This is a genomic window from uncultured Pseudomonas sp. (assembly GCF_943846705.1).
GTDB lineage: Bacteria > Pseudomonadota > Gammaproteobacteria > Pseudomonadales > Pseudomonadaceae > Aquipseudomonas.
Map to the genome: position 1 here is coordinate 2,683,689 of NZ_OX044366.1, position 16,976 is coordinate 2,700,664.

13 protein-coding genes are annotated in these 16,976 nt (G+C 60.5%); 11 read left to right on the forward strand and 2 right to left on the reverse strand.

Translation table 11 applies throughout. The features are described from left to right. Positions 1–114 precede the first annotated feature (114 nt). The 5 genes from Q0V31_RS12610 to Q0V31_RS12630 all read left to right on the forward strand — a co-directional run bounded on the left by Q0V31_RS12610 (position 115) and on the right by Q0V31_RS12630 (position 7,207). Positions 115–1,122, forward strand: a complete 1,008-nt coding sequence (locus Q0V31_RS12610; protein ID WP_298188126.1) for a GlxA family transcriptional regulator — start codon at positions 115–117, stop codon at positions 1,120–1,122. 363 nt (positions 1,123–1,485) lie between these two features. Next, entirely contained in the window at positions 1,486–2,697 is a 1,212-nt protein-coding gene (locus tag Q0V31_RS12615) for a M24 family metallopeptidase (protein WP_298188127.1), read from the forward strand. A 328-nt stretch (positions 2,698–3,025) separates the two neighbouring features. Continuing rightward, the gene (locus Q0V31_RS12620) at positions 3,026–3,811 is read left to right on the forward strand and encodes a creatininase (protein WP_298188128.1); all 786 of its coding nucleotides are present in this window, start codon (positions 3,026–3,028) and stop codon (positions 3,809–3,811) included. A 139-nt stretch (positions 3,812–3,950) separates the two neighbouring features. Then, positions 3,951–5,543 carry a BCCT family transporter gene (locus Q0V31_RS12625; RefSeq protein ID WP_298188129.1) on the forward strand — a complete coding sequence of 531 codons (1,593 nt, stop codon included), beginning with the start codon at positions 3,951–3,953 and terminating at the stop codon, positions 5,541–5,543. A 206-nt stretch (positions 5,544–5,749) separates the two neighbouring features. Further along, positions 5,750–7,207: a sodium:solute symporter gene (locus tag Q0V31_RS12630; RefSeq protein WP_298188130.1), complete on the forward strand. Its 1,458-nt coding sequence runs from the start codon at positions 5,750–5,752 to the stop codon at positions 7,205–7,207. 158 nt (positions 7,208–7,365) lie between these two features. On the opposite strand, the gene Q0V31_RS12635 is transcribed toward Q0V31_RS12630, so the two are convergent. Further along, positions 7,366–8,382 carry a GlxA family transcriptional regulator gene (locus tag Q0V31_RS12635; RefSeq protein WP_298188131.1) on the reverse strand — a complete coding sequence of 339 codons (1,017 nt, stop codon included), beginning with the start codon at positions 8,380–8,382 and terminating at the stop codon, positions 7,366–7,368. Between the two features lie 465 nt (positions 8,383–8,847). Between Q0V31_RS12635 and glyA the strand changes: the two genes are divergently transcribed. The 6 genes from glyA to purU all read left to right on the forward strand — a co-directional run bounded on the left by glyA (position 8,848) and on the right by purU (position 16,521). Continuing rightward, positions 8,848–10,101 (forward strand): serine hydroxymethyltransferase, encoded by a 1,254-nt coding sequence (glyA, locus tag Q0V31_RS12640; protein ID WP_298188132.1) that lies wholly within the window; start codon positions 8,848–8,850, stop codon positions 10,099–10,101. A gap of 121 nt (positions 10,102–10,222) precedes the next feature. Continuing rightward, on the forward strand, positions 10,223–11,473 hold the full coding sequence (locus Q0V31_RS12645) for a sarcosine oxidase subunit beta family protein (protein WP_298188133.1): 1,251 nt from the start codon (positions 10,223–10,225) through the stop codon (positions 11,471–11,473). 15 nt (positions 11,474–11,488) lie between these two features. Then, on the forward strand, positions 11,489–11,818 hold the full coding sequence (locus tag Q0V31_RS12650; protein WP_298188134.1) for a sarcosine oxidase subunit delta: 330 nt from the start codon (positions 11,489–11,491) through the stop codon (positions 11,816–11,818). Then, entirely contained in the window at positions 11,815–14,832 is a 3,018-nt protein-coding gene (locus Q0V31_RS12655; protein ID WP_298188135.1) for a sarcosine oxidase subunit alpha, read from the forward strand. The genes Q0V31_RS12650 and Q0V31_RS12655 overlap by 4 nt, the downstream gene beginning before the upstream one ends. 75 nt (positions 14,833–14,907) lie before the next feature. After that, a complete protein-coding gene (soxG, locus tag Q0V31_RS12660) occupies positions 14,908–15,549 on the forward strand; it encodes a sarcosine oxidase subunit gamma family protein (RefSeq protein ID WP_298188136.1) in 642 nt (213 codons plus the stop codon). A 114-nt stretch (positions 15,550–15,663) separates the two neighbouring features. Continuing rightward, positions 15,664–16,521, forward strand: a complete 858-nt coding sequence (gene purU, locus Q0V31_RS12665; protein WP_298188137.1) for a formyltetrahydrofolate deformylase — start codon at positions 15,664–15,666, stop codon at positions 16,519–16,521. Between the two features lie 188 nt (positions 16,522–16,709). Here the strand turns inward: purU and Q0V31_RS12670 are convergent, their stop codons facing one another. Next, on the reverse strand, positions 16,710–16,931 hold the full coding sequence (locus tag Q0V31_RS12670) for a YgdI/YgdR family lipoprotein (RefSeq protein ID WP_298188138.1): 222 nt from the start codon (positions 16,929–16,931) through the stop codon (positions 16,710–16,712). Positions 16,932–16,976: the final 45 nt, after the last annotated feature.

Consider the following 16,976-nt stretch of genomic DNA (forward strand, 5'->3'; position numbering starts at 1 on the left):
ATCTGCCCTGGCCATTTATCGGGCTTGAGCGTGTTTGCCGGAGGGCGCGGCGTCAGGCCGCCAGCCTAATTGCTTGAAAGTTGGCTGGTAGGCCATTGCCGAAGAGAGGTCAGCATGTCCAATTACCAGGCGTTGCCGCAGCCCGCCGAGAAGGTGCTGTCGGCAATAGGTTTTCTGCTCGCTGAGAATTTCAGTCTGGTCAGTCTGGCGGCGGTGCTGGAGCCTTTGCGTCGGGCCAATCAACTCTCGGGACGCCCCCTCTATCGCTGGCGCACCCTGACCACGGACGGCCGTGCCGTGCGTGCCAGCAATGGCCTGCTGGTAACGCCCGATGGCCCGGCCCATATGGAGCCGGCGTTAGATGCCTTGATTGTGTGTGGTGCTGAAGGTGTGCCGCGCGACTGCGATCACGAACAGATCCGCCTGCTGCAGAATCAGGCGGACCGAGGCGTGCACCTGGGCGCGCTGGGCAGTGGCAGCTGGGTCTTGGCCAATGCCGGCCTGTTGCAGGGCTACCAATGTTGTGTAAGTGGGGATTATCAGGCGGATATTCGCGAGACGTTCCCCAGCGTCTCACTGTGCCCACAGCGCTTTGTGCTCGACCGTGAGCGTTACACCGCTGCGCAGGGCACCGCTGGGCTGGAGATGATGCTGCAGTTGATCGGGCGCAGCCATGGTGCGGTACTGCTGGGTGCGATCAGCGAAGCGCTGGTGCGCGAGCAGGTGCTGAGCGAGCTTGGCGAGGCGCACATGCCATTCCGTCAAACACTCGGCAGTGCTCAGCCGAAGTTGCAGGAAGTGATCGCGCTGATGGAGGGTAATCTCGAGGCGCCCATCGAACTCAACAAGCTGGCTGGCTCTGTCGAGCTGTCGAGGCGCCAGCTTGAGCGGTTATTTTGCCAATACCTGCATTGTTCGCCGTCGCGCTACTACCTGAAGCTGCGCTTATTGCGGGCGCGGCAGATGCTCAAGCAGACGGCGTTGCCGATACAGGCGGTGGCCAGCCATTGCGGCTTCCTTTCGCCGCAACACTTCTCGACCTGTTATCGCGATCACTTCGGCATTGCGCCGAGCAACGAGCGCCAGGGTAAGCCCCAGCGCAGCCGTCAGGCCATGCACTGACCCGGCTTTGTCTGCCCTCCCTCCTATAGTCGATTCGGCTTTATCCCCGCCTTTGCGTCTGTCCTTACGCGTGCCGTGCACTCTCTCTAGTGGCTACGCGGGCGACTGTCTGTGATGGCCTGTGCGAGCAACTGAAAAAGCCTGACCTTCGCCTAACGTGCGCAAGCCCTGCGCCGTACTCGGCGGCTGGCGGCTTGAGCAAGATTGTCAGGCGTCGTGAGTGGCCATCCGTCTGAAGCGGATCTGACCAACTTCAGGTCGGAATCGTACAAAAAGGCTGCGTTTGTATCTGTTGCAATGCTTTCCAACGGCGCTACCAAGTGGGCAGTGCCGAGTCACTGGAAAATAATAAGGGTTCCCGTCATGCAAATGCCCCAGACGCTTCGAATTCAAAACGGCCAGAAAGTAAAATCGACCTTCTCGGCGCAGGAATACGCTACTCGCCAGGCCAAGCTGCGCGCCCATATGGCGGCAGAAAACATCGATGCGGCGATCTTCACCTCGTACCACAACGTCAACTATTACACCGATTTCGTTTACTGCTCCTTCGGTCGTCCCTATGCCGTGGTGATCACCCAAGACGCAGCAGTGACCATCACCGCCAACATCGACGGTGGCCAGCCATGGCGTCGTACCGTCGGCACCGACAACATCGTCTACTCCGACTGGCAGCGCGATAACTTCTTCGTCGCCATTCAGCAGGCACTGCCGAAGGCCGGCCGCATCGGCATCGAGTACGATCACCTGAACCTGCAGAACCGCGACAAGCTGGCCGCGCGTTATCCGTCCGCCGAGCTGGTTGACGTCGCTGCGCCGTGCATGAAGATGCGCCTGGTCAAGTCCGCCGAAGAGCACACCATCATCCGTCACGGCGCGCGCATTGCCGACATCGGTGGTGCCGCAGTCATCGAAGCCCTGCGTGATCAGGTGCCCGAGTACGAAGTTGCCTTGCACGCTACCCAGGCAATGGTCCGCGAAATCGCCCGCACCTTCCCTGACGGTGAGCTGATGGACACCTGGACCTGGTTCCAGTCCGGCATCAACACCGACGGCGCACACAACCCAGTGACCAGCCGCAAGGTCAACAAGGGCGACATCCTCAGCCTGAACTGCTTCCCGATGATCGCCGGTTACTACACCGCGCTGGAACGCACCCTGTTCCTCGACCATTGCTCAGACGAGCACCTGCGTCTGTGGGAAGTGAACGTTGCAGTTCACGAAGCGGGTCTGAAGTTGATCAAGCCAGGCATGCGTTGCAGCGATATCGCCCACGAGCTGAACGAAATCTTCATGCAACACGACCTGCTGCAGTACCGCACCTTCGGTTACGGTCACTCGTTCGGCACCCTCAGCCACTACTACGGGCGCGAGGCCGGTCTGGAGCTGCGTGAAGACATCGATACAGTGCTGGAACCAGGCATGGTGGTGTCCATCGAGCCGATGATCATGCTGCCTGAAGGGCGCCCAGGTGCTGGCGGTTACCGCGAGCACGACATCCTGATCGTTAATGAGCAAGGTGCCGAGAACATCACCAAGTTCCCGTACGGCCCTGAGCACAACATTATCCGCAAGTAATGCTAGGCGATGGCGCAGTCGGGGCAAGCCTCTACTGCGCTGTTGTCATTGTTTCTAACCTAGGCCTTCAGGCCGGGAGGCAACAGCGTGAACACACGTAGCAATCGACTTCTCCGGAACTTCATCTTCAGTCCATGGCAGGCAGGGGCTTGCGTATACAGGCAGCTTTGCTCGTGGTTCGTTGCTACTGGGCAGGTGGTACTGCCGGATGAAGCTATCGCGCTCTTGCAGTTTCCTCCGCACCTTGGTCAGAGGCCTGATCTATTCGGAGGGCAGCTGGCTGAGCAGTGTTCCTGCATACTGGCGGATTCGTTAGAGGGCAGAGGCAATGAATAAAAGTGTTTTTGTAGGCGAGCTCACTTGGAAGGAGTACGAAGCTTCGATTGCCGGTGGTGAGCGAGTACTGTTTCTGCCGGTCGGCGCGCTTGAGCAGCACGGTCATCACATGTGCATGGATGTCGATGTGTTACTGCCCACTGCGGTTAGTCAGCGGGTGGCGCAACGTATTGATGCGCTGGTGTTGCCGGCGTTGCATTACGGCTACAAGTCGCAGCAAAAGTCCGGCGGCGGCAACCACTTCCCCGGTACTACCAGCCTGGACGGGGCCACTCTGACCCATAGCGTTCAGGACATCATTCGTGAATTAGCACGCCACGGCGTACGCCGCCTGGTGCTGATGAACGGGCATTACGAGAACTCGATGTTCATCGTCGAGGGTATCGATCTGGCGTTGCGGGAACTGCGTTACGCGGGGATCAACGACTTTCGCGTAGTAGTGCTGTCCTATTGGGACTTCATCAAAGATCCAGAAGTGATCGCACAGCTCTACCCGGATGGTTTTCTCGGCTGGGATATCGAGCATGGTGGGGTATTCGAAACCTCGCTGATGTTGGCGCTCTACCCTGAGCGAGTCGACATGGATCGAGTGGTTGACCACCCGCCGGCAAGCTTCCCGCCCTATGACGTCTTCCCCATTATTCCTGAGCGCACGCCGGCTGCCGGCACACTGTCTTCCGCTGTCGGCGCCAGCCGCGAGAAGGGCGAGTTGATTTTGCGTGTCTGCGTAGAGGGTATTGCTAGTGCCGTCGAGGAAGTCTTCAACGCTCCCTCCTGAGCACCTGCCAGCGACATGAAGTGTTTTGCCCAATGATTCTGACAAATATAAGAATGATCGAGAGGCTAACAGCATGAATACTGAACAAAGCGCGGCTGCGGCTGCGTCCTTTCACAGGGAGGAGCCATATGAACCGCGAGTGGCTATTTCCCAGAGTACTTGGCTGAAGGGCCTGAATCCGATGGTTACGCTGGGATCGCTTCTGGTGATCGCCGGTGTGGTCATTGGTCTGCTGATGTTTCAGGAGCAAGCGGCAGCGTTTTTCGACCGGGTGCGCAGTGGTATCACCTATGCGTTCAGCTGGTATTACGTACTGATCGCCGCGCTGTTTCTATTCTTCAACGGCTGGCTGGCCTGTAGCCGTTTCGGTCGCATCCGCCTAGGGGGCGATGACGAACGACCCGAGTTCGGCTACTTCTCCTGGTTTGCCATGGTGTTTTCCGCAGGCCAGGGCATCGGCCTGATTTTCTGGAGTATCGCTGAGCCGATGTTCCATATGCAGGGAAACCCCTTCAGCACCTCAACCATGAGCGCTGAAGCGGCGGAGTCCGCGATGCGCATTACGTTCTTCCACTGGGGCCTGCATGCCTGGTCGATCTACTGCATCGTCGCCCTGGCGTTGGCTTATGCCGCCTTTCGCAAGGGGCTGCCGCTAACCATCCGCTCTACTTTGCGTCCTCTGTTCGGTCGCGCCATGGATGGCCCATGGGGGCATGCAGTAGATATTTTGGCGATCATGGCGACCATCTTTGGCGTGGCCACTTCGCTGGGATTGGGTGCGCAGCAGATCAATGCCGGTCTGAATCGCCTGCTCGGCTTGGAAAGCTCGGTGCTGGTGCAGCTGGGCTTGATCGCAGTGATTACGGCGGTCGCCGTGTTCTCTGCGGTGTCCGGGGTCAATCGCGGAGTGAAGAAGCTCAGCGAGCTGAACATTATCCTGACCATCGCCCTGATCCTGTTCTTCTTCATCTGGGGTCCGAGCCGCTACATCATCATGTCGCTGGTCGATGCCACGGGTGATTATCTCGCGAACGTCATCGAAATGAGCTTCTGGACCGACGCCAGCAAGCAGGATCCATCCGCCTGGGAAGGTTGGAAATCAAGCTGGCAGGGCTGGTGGACAGTGTTCTATTGGGGCTGGTGGTTGTCGTGGGCGCCCTTTGTCGGCGTGTTTATCGCACGAGTCTCCCGTGGTCGCACCATCCGTGAGTTCATTCTGGGCGTGATCCTGGTCCCGACACTGTTGACCTTCATCTGGATCGCCGCCTTTGGTGGTACCGCCGTGAGTAATGAGTTGTTCGGCGAGGCAGGCATCTCGGTGGCTGTGACCAAGGATGTCGCCAGCGCGTTCTTCGTGACGGTTGACTCCATGAACCTCGGCGGCATTGGCACCTTGGCGCTGTGGCTGGGCACCCTGTTGGTGGCCACCTACTTCATCACATCGGCCGACTCCGCGACGTTAGTACTGACCACCATCATGTCCCATGGTGCTATCCACCCAGCCAAGCGTCACCGGGTGTTTTGGGGCGGGATGCAGGGCGTAGTCGCCGGCGTGCTGCTGGTTGTCGGTGGCGCAGCTTCCTTGGCCACCCTGCAGACGGCGGCCATCGCCAGTGCCTTGCCATTCTCTTTCATCATGCTGCTGATGTGCTTCAGCCTGATCAAGGCGCTGCATGAAGAGGCGCCGGTGGCGCTGGTCCCGGTTCGGGCAGAAACCTCGGCTGCCGGTTAAGGCATCGCCGGCCGCCAGTTTGGCGGCCGGCACACCCTCCGTCACCAGTCAAAAAACTCCTACAAGAACAATTACAGAGGCTTAAATCATGACCTCCTGGGTACTCACGCTCTTCATCGCGCTAAACATCGCCATGCTCATGATCGCAGGTGGAACCTATCTGTGCCGCAACGCCAAAGAAAAATCCGGGCAGAGGGGCTAAGCGCATGGACTTTTATGAGATTTTCAATTGGTGCCTGCTGATCGTGACCTTCGCGGTCATGATCGGTATCGGTTTTCTCTCCTCACGCAAAGTCAAAGACAGCGACGAAGGTGGCTTCTTGCTTGCTGGTCGTAGCCTCGGTGCCTTTGTCGGCGCCAGTACCATTGTTGCCACCGGCTTCAGTGGCTGGGGCTTTATGGGCTCCCCGGCAGTGACCTACAAGTTTGGTGCCATCGAGTTGTTGGGTAACTTCTTCTTCGCCCCGGCGATGATGATTGCGGTGTTGTTCTTCGCCAATCACATGCAGAAACGCGCGCTGACCATGGGCAGCAACACTATTCCCGAGTACATCGCGCAGATTCACGGCAGTGGTAACGGTGGGCGTCTGTTGCAGGGCGTGGCGGCGCTGATGACCATCATCCTGCTGATGGTGTTCCTGGTCAGCCAGATCAAGGCGGTCGGCATGCTCGGTGCCTCCTGGCTGAATATCGAGATGACCAGCAGCGCTTGGCTGATGATCTCGGTCATCATCCTCTACACCATGCTCGGCGGCCTGGCTGCAGTGGCCTGGACCGACACCGTGATGGTCTGCGGCATGGCGGTGGCGGCGATTGTGATCATGATCCAGATGTTCACCAGCGTCGATTTGGGCCTGTGGCAGAGCAACCTTAATGCCATCGACCCGAACCTGCTCAATCCGAGCACGGCGGCGCCCTATGGCGACAGCAAGGCTTCGGTGTTTTTGGTGCTGCCCTATGCCTTCCTGTTCGCCGCGGTACTGCCGTACATGGCGATTCGCTTTTTGGCCTTCAAGCCCAAGGTGAAGATGCACAAGGTCGGCATTTATGTAGCGATTCTCGGCTTGTTGCTCAGTCTGATCCCGCTGGTTGGCCTGTATATGCGCGCCTTCGGCCCGGAACTGGCCGACCCGGATAATACGATGCCGATGTACCTGCAGACCTTCATGCACCCGGCGCTGCAGGGGATCATCACCCTGTTCATCATCTTCGCCATGAAGTCCACCGCCAACTCGATGCTGCACACCGTGGCCTCGGCCACCTCGCATGACCTGCGTCTGGCCTTCAATAAAAACGCCAAAGTGGACTCGGCACAAGCGCTGGTCATCAACCGTGTGGCGGTCGTTGCGCTGGGCCTGTTGGGTCTGTTGATGATGATGTACGCGCCGCCGTTCATGTTGTCCTGGTTGGGTATTCTTGGGTCCGGCACCCTGCTGGCGGCAATGATCGGTCCGGTGTTCATTTCCACCTTCTGGCAGGGCAATGTGGCGGGCGCGCTGACCGCCATGCTGGTGGGCTTCTTCACCAGCGGTGGGCTGCTGTTGACCACAGATATTGGCTGGGTCGAGGGGCCGCTGGTCGGCTGTGTGGCCTCGTCCTTATGTTACGTGCTGGTCTCTATCATGACCCGCACGCGAGTGCCGGTGCTGCAGAACGGGCACTAAGCCTTAGCGGATCAAGCAAAGCCATGGACTCAGCCGAGTTCGTGGCTTTTTGCTGTCTGTAGTCCAGAAAATGCTGGCACTCAGCCTTAATGGCAGCAGGTGGCCCGGCAGGATCTGTTGTGGGGCGTGACAGCTGGTTGGCCTGAGGGCCGTGGTCGTCAGCTCAAGGCGTTCTGTTTGCGTTCGCCGCGTGGTGAGTGGCCGAAGAGACGGCTGTAACACTTGGAGAAATGCGCCGGCGAAGCGAAACCACAGAGCAGGGCGATGTCGCGCACCTGAGACTCACTGCGCAACAGCAGGTCACGGGCGCGGTTCAGGCGCAGTTCCAGGTAGTACTGGCTGGGCTTGCGTTCCAGGTATTTGTGGAACAGTCGCTCCAGTTGGCGCACCGACATCTCGTTGAGTTGGGCCAGCTCTTCCAGCTCCAGCGGCTCTTCCAGGTTGGCTTCCATAATCGCGACTATCTGGCTCAGCTTTGGCTGGGCATTGCCGAGTTTCTGCCGCAAGGGCACGCGTTGTTGTTCGCGCGAGCCGCGCATGCGGTCGCAGAGCAGCAGTTCGGCGGCGCGCGTGGCGATCTCCACGCCGTCTGGTTCGCGGGCGACCAGCTGTAGGGTCATGTCCATGGACGCGGTGCCGCCGGAGCAGGTGTAGCGGTCTCGATCCAGCTCGAACAGCTGATTGGAGATGATGATGCCGGGGAATTTTTCCTTGAGCTGTTCGATGTCTTCCCAGTGGATGGTGCAGCGGTAACCCTTGAGCAGATCCGCGCTGGCCAGCAGGTGGCTGCCGGTACAGATGCCGGCCAGCGGTACATGCTGCTGGGACAGCTTACGCAGCCAGTTGAGCAGGTTGCGATTGTGCTTGGCCGGGATTGGGTTGCTACCGACTACGAACAGGGTGTCCAGCGCGGGGGCATCGCTGATCGAGTGATCCGGTACCACCCACATGCCGTTACTGGCACATACCGGCTCGCGTTCGGCGGCGATCAACAGCGTGCGGTAGAGGGGCTTTTTGGCGGCCAGGTTGGCCATGCGCAGTGTCTCGATCGCACAGGCAAAGCCGATCGTGGTGAAGTTTTCACTCAGCAGGAAGCCAAAGGTTTTCACCTGTGGGGCTGGCACCGTTCCAGGTGCGTTATCAGCCGGCGCCAAGGCGGAAAAGGCTTGTGCCATTGGGTGCTACTCCTCTACTGCAGCCGCTGCTGAGTGCTTGCCGGGCATGGGCCGCGAGCAGGGCTGTTTTGCGTTTTATTGTTGTTGGGCAGCAGGTTAGACCCGCCAGTCACACATCTTACACCGATTGCCGGACGCGTTGAGCCGCCTGGGCACTGACCGCTGTTGCAGCGCCGCCAGGCAGCGCGTGACGCGCTCTATCGACAATTCTTGGATGGCGTGCTGCTGAGCGTGGCTTTAGTCGCCGCCGCAAGCCCGGACCAGTTTGAGCACTTTTATGTCGGAAATGAGCAAACGGTGCCTAGGTGCATTTCGCACAATCGGTTGCAACAGGCGTTATCCATTAAGCCTTCAGCCAAGGGCAGCCAATGCTGCGCCAGGCGCTGATTCCCAGGAGGGAGAAGGCTGCAGGCACGTCCTGACCAATAACAACAAGCGACCCAAGACTGCCGCAGGAGATTCGAGATGTTCAGTAAACAAGATCAAATCCAGGGCTACGACGACGAACTGCTTAACGCGATTAACGCCGAAGAGGCGCGTCAAGAGCATCACATTGAACTGATCGCCTCGGAAAACTACACCAGCCAGCGGGTGATGGAAGCTCAGGGCAGCGGCCTGACCAACAAATACGCCGAAGGCTATCCGGGCAAGCGTTATTACGGCGGTTGTGAGCATGTTGACGTGGTCGAGCAGCTGGCCATCGACCGCGCCAAGCAACTGTTCGGTGCCGATTACGCCAACGTCCAGCCGCACTCCGGCTCATCCGCCAACAGCGCGGTGTACCTGGCGCTGATCAATGCTGGCGACACCATCCTCGGTATGAGCCTGGCCCACGGCGGTCACCTGACCCACGGTGCCAAGGTGTCGTCTTCGGGCAAGCTGTACAACGCGGTGCAGTACGGCATCGACACGGCCACCGGCTTGATCGATTACGACGAGGTTGAGCGTCTGGCCGTCGAGTGCCAGCCGAAGATGATCGTGGCCGGCTTCAGCGCCTACTCGAAGACCCTGGATTTCCCGCGTTTTCGCGCCATCGCCGATAAGGTCGGAGCGCTGTTGTTCGTCGACATGGCCCACGTTGCTGGTCTGGTCGCTGCCGGTCTGTATCCCAACCCGATTCCCTTCGCCGATGTGGTCACTACCACCACGCACAAAACCCTGCGCGGCCCGCGTGGCGGCCTGATTCTGGCCAAGGCCAATCCTGACATCGAGAAGAAGCTCAACTCAGCGGTGTTCCCTGGCGCGCAAGGCGGCCCGCTGATGCACGTGATCGCCGCCAAGGCGGTGTGCTTTAAAGAGGCCATGGAGCCGGGGTTCAAGACTTACCAGCAGCAGGTGATCGATAACGCCCAGGCCATGGCCAAGGTGTTTATCGAGCGCGGTTTCGACGTGGTTTCCGGTGGCACCGACAACCACCTGTTTTTGGTCAGCCTGATCCGTCAGGGCCTCACCGGCAAAGACGCCGACGCGGCGCTCGGCCGGGCGGGTATCACGGTGAACAAGAACGCCGTACCGAATGACCCACAGTCGCCCTTTGTCACCTCCGGGCTGCGCATCGGTACGCCGGCGATCACCACACGCGGTCTCAAGGAAGCGCAGAGCATCGCCTTGGCCGGCTGGATTTGCGACATCCTCGATCACCTTGGTGATGCCGACGTCGAGGCCCAGGTGGCCAAGCTGGCGGCCGGACTGTGTGCGGATTACCCGGTGTATCGCTGAGCCGTTTCCCCTCGCCCGAGTCTGGGCGAGGCTGCCGACGGGCGGGTGAGGCGCGTATGCCCAGCCCTCACCCTTAGCCCCCATCCCAGAAGGACAGGGGAACAGATTTCAGGAGTATCCCATGCAACGTTATTCCGGCTTCGGCCTGTTCAAACACTCGTTCAGCCACCATGAAAACTGGCAGCGCATGTGGCGCAACCCGACCCCCAAGAAGGTCTATGACGTGATCATCGTCGGCGGTGGCGGCCATGGTCTGGCCACCGCCTATTACCTGGCCAAAGAATTTGGCGTGAAGAACGTCGCGGTGATCGAGAAGGGCTGGTTGGGCGGCGGTAATACCGCGCGCAACACCACGATCGTGCGTTCCAACTACCTGTGGGACGAGTCGGCGCAGCTCTACGAGCACGCCATGAAGCTGTGGGAAGGCCTGTCCCAGGACATCAACTACAACGTCATGTTTTCCCAGCGCGGGGTGTTCAACCTCGGCCACTCGCTGCAGGACATGCGCGACATCGAGCGTCGAGTCAGCGCCAACCGCCTCAACGGTATCGACGGCGAGGTGCTCAATGCCAAGCAGGTCGAGGAACTGATTCCGTACATGGATTGCAGCAAGAACACCCGTTACCCGGTAATGGGTGCTTCGCTGCAACGGCGTGGCGGCGTTGCCCGTCACGATGCTGTGGCCTGGGGTTATGCCCGCGCCGCTGACGCCCTGGGCGTTGACCTGATTCAGCAGACTGAAGTGACCGGCTTCCGCAAGGAAAACGGCGTGTGCATCGGCGTGGAGACCAACAAGGGCTTTATCGGCGGCAAGCGCGTCGGCGTGGTCACTGCGGGTAACTCGGGACACATGGCCAAGCTGGCGGGCTTCCGCATGCCACTGGAATCGCACCCGTTGCAGGCACTGGTGTCCGAGCCGATCAAGCCGATCATCGACAGCGTGATCATGTCCAACGCGGTGCACGGCTATATCAGCCAGTCGGACAAGGGCGACCTGGTTATCGGCGCCGGTATCGACGGCTATAACGGTTACGGTCAGCGCGGTTCCTACCCGACCATCGAACACACCCTGCAAGCCATTGTTGAGCTGTTCCCGGTGCTCTCGCGCGTGCGCATGAACCGCCAGTGGGGCGGCATCGTCGACACCACCCCGGACGCCTGCCCAATCATCAGCAAGACCCCGGTGAAGAACCTGTTCTTCAACTGCGGCTGGGGCACTGGCGGCTTCAAGGCCACCCCCGGTTCCGGTCACGTATTCGCCGCCAGTCTGGCCAAAGGCGAAATGCATGAGCTGGCCAAACCCTTCGCCATGGACCGTTTCTATAACGGTGCCTTGATCGACGAGCACGGCGCTGCCGGCGTCGCCCACTAACAGGAGAAATCCGAAATGCTCAATATCTTCTGTCCCCATTGTGGCGAGCTGCGCGCCGAAGAAGAGTTCCACTCGGCCGGTCAGGCGCACATCCCGCGTCCACTGGACCCAAGCACCTGCACCGATGAGGAGTGGGGCGAGTACCTGTTCTTCCGCGACAACCCGCGCGGTATCCACCACGAGTTGTGGATCCATGCGGCGGGCTGCCGGCAGTACTTCAACGCCACCCGCGACACCATCAGCTATGAAATTTTCGAAACCTACAAAATCGGTGAAAAGCCGAGCGTGACCGCCAAGGCCGAGAGCGCTCCGCAGACCCGCCGCACGGCAGGAGCAAAGGCATGAGCCAGATCAATCGTCTTTCCCGGGGCGGGCGCATCGACCGCAGCCAGCCGCTGACCTTCAACTTCAACGGCGAGACCTACCAGGGTTATGCCGGCGACACCCTGGCCGCTGCTCTGCTGGCCAATGGTGTTGATGTGGTCGGCCGTAGCTTCAAGTATTCGCGTCCACGCGGCATCGTCGCTGCCGGTGCCGAAGAGCCCAACGCCGTGCTGCAGATCGGCTCGAACGAAGCAGTCACCATCCCTAACGTGCGGGCCACCCAGCAGGCGCTGTACCCCGGCCTCACGGCCACCAGCGTAAACGGCTGGCCGAGCGTCAACACTGATCTGATGGGCATTCTCGGCAAGGTTGGCGGGAAGATGATGCCGCCGGGCTTCTACTACAAGACTTTCATGTACCCGCAAAACCTCTGGCTGACCTACGAGAAGTACATTCGTAAGGCTGCAGGTCTTGGCCGCGCACCGAAGGAAAATGATCCCGACAGCTACGACTACCTAAACCAGCACTGCGACGTGCTGGTGGTCGGTGGCGGCGCCGCTGGTCTGGCCGCCGCCCTGGCTGCCGGGCGCAGTGGGGCACGGGTGATTCTGGCTGACGAACAGGAAGAGTTTGGCGGGCACTTGCTCGACAGCCGCGAAACCCTTGACGGTAAACCGGCTTGTGAATGGGTCGCCAAGGTGCTCGCCGAATTGGCTAGCATGCCTGAGGTGACGTTGTTGCCACGGGCCACCGTGCACGGCTACCACGACCATAACTTTCTGACCATTCACGAGCGTCTTACCGACCACCTCGGCGAGACCGCGCCGCTGGGACAGGTGCGTCAACGCCTGCACCGGGTACGCGCCAAGCGTGTGGTGCTGGCCACCGGCGCTCACGAGCGGCCGCTGGTGTATGCGAACAACGACGTGCCGGGCAATATGCTTGCCGGCGCAGTGTCCACCTACGTGCGCCGTTATGGCGTGGCACCGGGCAAGCGCTTGCTGCTCTCGACCACCAACGACTATGCCTACCGTGTCGCCCTGGACTGGCTGGAAGCCGGCCTGCAGGTGGTGGCGATCGCCGATGCACGGCCTAACCCGAAGGGCGCTTGGGTCGAAGAAGCGCGGGCCAAGGGCCTGCGTGTGATGACCGGCAGTGCGGTGATCGAAGTGCGTGGCAGCAAGCGCGTCAGCGCGGCAGGTGTGGCGCGGATTGATGCGCAGGCACACAAGGTTATTGGCGCCGTTGACTGGCTGGAGTGCGATCTGGTGGCCAGTTCCGGTGGCTACAGCCCGGTGGTACACCTGGCTTCGCACCTGGGTGGTCGGCCGGTGTGGCGTGAGGACATTCTCGCCTTCGTACCCGGTGAAGGTTTCCAGCAGCGAGTCTGTGCCGGTGCGGTGAATGGTGTGTTTGCCATCGGCGATGTCCTTGCCGATGGTTTCGAAGCCGGCGCCAAGGCTGCCACCGAGGCGGGCTTCAAGCCGGTCAGCGGCGAGTTGCCGAAAGTCTTCGGTCGCCACGAAGAGCCGAGCATCGCGCTGTTCCAGGTACCCCATGACAAGTCCACGGCGCGCGCACCGAAGCAATTCGTTGACCTGCAGAACGACGTCACCGCGGCCGGCATCGAGTTGGCCACCCGTGAGGGTTTTGAGTCGGTCGAGCACGTCAAGCGCTACACCGCGCTGGGTTTCGGCACCGACCAGGGCAAGCTGGGTAACATCAACGGCCTGGCCATCGCGGCCCGTTCCATGGGCATCAGCATCACGCAGATGGGCACCACCATGTTCCGCCCGAACTACACCCCGGTTACGTTCGGTGCGGTGGCTGGGCGTAACTGCGGCGCGCTGTTTGACCCGGTGCGCTACACCGCGCTGCACAGCTGGCACCTGAAGAACGGCGCCGAGTTTGAGGACGTTGGCCAGTGGAAGCGCCCTTGGTACTTCCCTAAGCGCGGGGAGGACATGCATGCCGCGGTCGGCCGCGAATGCAAGGCGGTACGCGACAGCGTCGGCATCCTTGATGCGTCGACCCTGGGCAAGATCGACATCCAGGGCGCGGATGCCCGCGAGTTTCTTAACCGCGTGTACACCAATGCCTGGACCAAGCTGGACGTGGGCAAAGCCCGTTACGGCCTGATGTGCAAAGAAGACGGCATGGTCTTCGACGACGGTGTGACGGCCTGCCTGGCCGACAACCACTTCGTCATGACCACCACCACCGGTGGCGCCGCGCGCGTTATGCAATGGCTGGAGATTTACCACCAGACCGAGTGGCCAGAGCTGAAGGTGTACTTCACCTCGGTCACCGATCACTGGGCGACCATGACCCTGTCCGGCCCCAACAGCCGCAAGCTGCTGGCGGAAGTGACTGACATCGACCTGAGCAAGGAAGCCTTCCCGTTCATGGCTTGGAAGGAGGGTCTGGTTGGCGGCGTGCCGGCGCGGGTGTTCCGCATCTCCTTCACCGGCGAGTTGAGCTACGAGGTTAACGTCCAGGCCGACTACGCCATGGGCGTAATGGAGAAGATCGTCGAGGCTGGCAAGAAGTACAACCTGACCCCTTACGGCACCGAGACCATGCACGTGCTGCGGGCTGAGAAGGGCTTCATCATCATCGGTCAGGACACTGACGGCTCGGTGACCCCGGATGACCTGAATATGGGTTGGTGTGTGGGGCGGACCAAGCCATTCTCTTGGATCGGCTGGCGCGGGATGAACCGCCAGGACTGCGTGCGTGAGGATCGCAAGCAACTGGTCGGCCTCAAACCGCTGAACCCGGACAAGGTGTTGCCGGAAGGTGCGCAGCTGGTCTTCGATGCGAAACAACCGGTGCCGATGAGCATGGTTGGTCACGTCACCTCCAGCTACTTCAGCACCTGTATGGGCCACAGCTTTGCCATGGCCCTGGTCAAGGGCGGCCTTACACGCATGGGCGAGCGGGTTTTCGCACCGCTGGCGGATGGCAGCATGATCGAGGCCGAAATCGTCAGTGCGGTGTTCCTCGATCCGAAAGGCGAGCGGCAGAACATCTGACCATTCAGTACTTAACCGGCGGAGCCCGCTTAGTGGCTCCGCCAGGCCAACCAGACAACACGACAGGTTAACAACATGACCGCGATCAACGTCTATAAGCAACGCCCCGACAGTGGCCACGCCGAGTCGCCGCTGTTCCACGCCAGCCTCAATGAGCTGTCGCGCAAGGGCCCACTGAACAAGAGCGGCAGCGCCGGGGTGACCTTGCGCGAGAAAAAACTACTGGGTCACCTGACCCTGCGCGGCGAAGCCAGCGATGCCGCTTTCGCCGGTGCCGTGCACAAGGTCACCGGCCTGGAGCTGCCGGGCGCACTGGCCCTGGTCAGCCGTGACGACACCTCGTTGCAGTGGCTGGGCCCGGATGAGTGGTTGCTGATCGTGCCCGGCGGCACGGAGTTCGCTATCGAGCAGAAGCTGCGTGAGGCACTGGTCGGGCAGCACTACCAGGTGGTCAACGTCAGCGGTGGGCAGACCATCGTCGAGCTGAGCGGGCCGAAAGTCCGCGAACTGCTGATGAAGTCGAGCAGCTACGACGTCCATCCGCGCAATTTTCCGGTGGGCAAGGCCGTCGGCACGGTGTTCGCCAAGTCGCAACTGGTGATCCGCCGTACCGGTGAGGAAACTTGGGAATTGCTGGTGCGGCGCAGCTTCGCCGACTATGTCTGGCTGTGGCTGCAAGACGCCAGCGCCGAGTACGGCCTGGCGGTCAATGCCTGAGCCGAGCCACACGGTGGGCGCCGCGTTGTTTGCCCACCGCAAGAGAGCACAGGTGGATGGAGGCATTGCCAGTGGCACGCCTCGATCCACCCTACGCCTTGAATGGAGAATGCCATGAGCCGCACCCCCGATACCTGGATTCTCACCGCCCACTGTCCGAGCGTACTCGGCACCGTGGATGCTGTGACGCGCTTTCTCTTTGAGCAGCAATGCTATGTAACTGAGCACCATTCGTTCGATGATCGCTTGTCTTCTCGCTTCTTCATTCGCGTGGAGTTTCGCGTGCCCGCGGGGTTTGATGAGCAAGCCTTCCGTGCCGGTATCGATGAGCGCCTGACGCCCTTCGATATGCACGCCGAGCTGACCCCAGCTGGCTATCGGGCCAAGGTGGTGCTGATGGTGTCCAAGGCGGACCATTGCCTGAACGATCTGCTCTACCGCCAGCGTATCGGCCAGTTGGCCATGGACGTGGTCGCGGTGGTGTCTAACCACCCGGATCTGGAGCCGTTGGCGCGCTGGCACGACATACCCTATTACCACTTCCCCCTGGATCCCAACGACAAGCCGGCGCAGGAGCGCAAGGTTTGGCAGGTGATCGAGGACACCGGCGCCGAACTGGTGGTGCTCGCCCGCTATATGCAGGTGCTGTCGCCGGAGATATGCCGCAAGCTGGACGGCTGGGCGATCAATATTCACCACTCGCTATTGCCAGGCTTCAAGGGCGCCAAGCCCTACCATCAGGCGTACCAGAAGGGCGTCAAGCTGGTCGGTGCCACGGCTCACTACATCAATAACGATCTGGACGAAGGGCCGATCATCGCCCAAGACGTGGAGCCGGTGGACCATGCCCATTATCCGGAAGACTTGATTGCCAAGGGCCGTGATATCGAATGCCTGACGCTGGCCAAGGCGATCGGTTACCACCTTGAGCGGCGGGTCTTTCTCAACGCCAATCGCACGGTGATTTTGTAAGCGCGGCAGCGATGGGCCGCCGAGATGCCAGAGCAAGCGCTCCGTAGGTGGGCTATGCCCACTGAGGATGCAGGCGGTAATCAGCAACCCCAGGCTGGTGCATAGTCACCGACCTGGGGTTTTGGCTTTAGAGCGGGATGTCTGCACCCAGGTAGCGGGCCAAGCAGCGACGATACCTGGGCTATCGGTTACAGCTCTTTGACGGTACGCACTTGGTCCTTGTTGACCTTGGCGCGTTTACCATCGAGTTGCTCAAACTCGTAGAAGCCCGACTCTTCGTCAAATACTGGCTCGTCGATGGTCTGAATTTCGCGGCCATCGTTGAGCGTGATTACCGTTGGCGATGCGCAACCGGTCAGCGCGACCAGGCCCAAGGTAAGCAGCAATGCTGGAATAATCCGCTGAGTCATGGGGTTCTCCTTGATTGATAGAGGTTTTTACCCTGCGTGAGACGA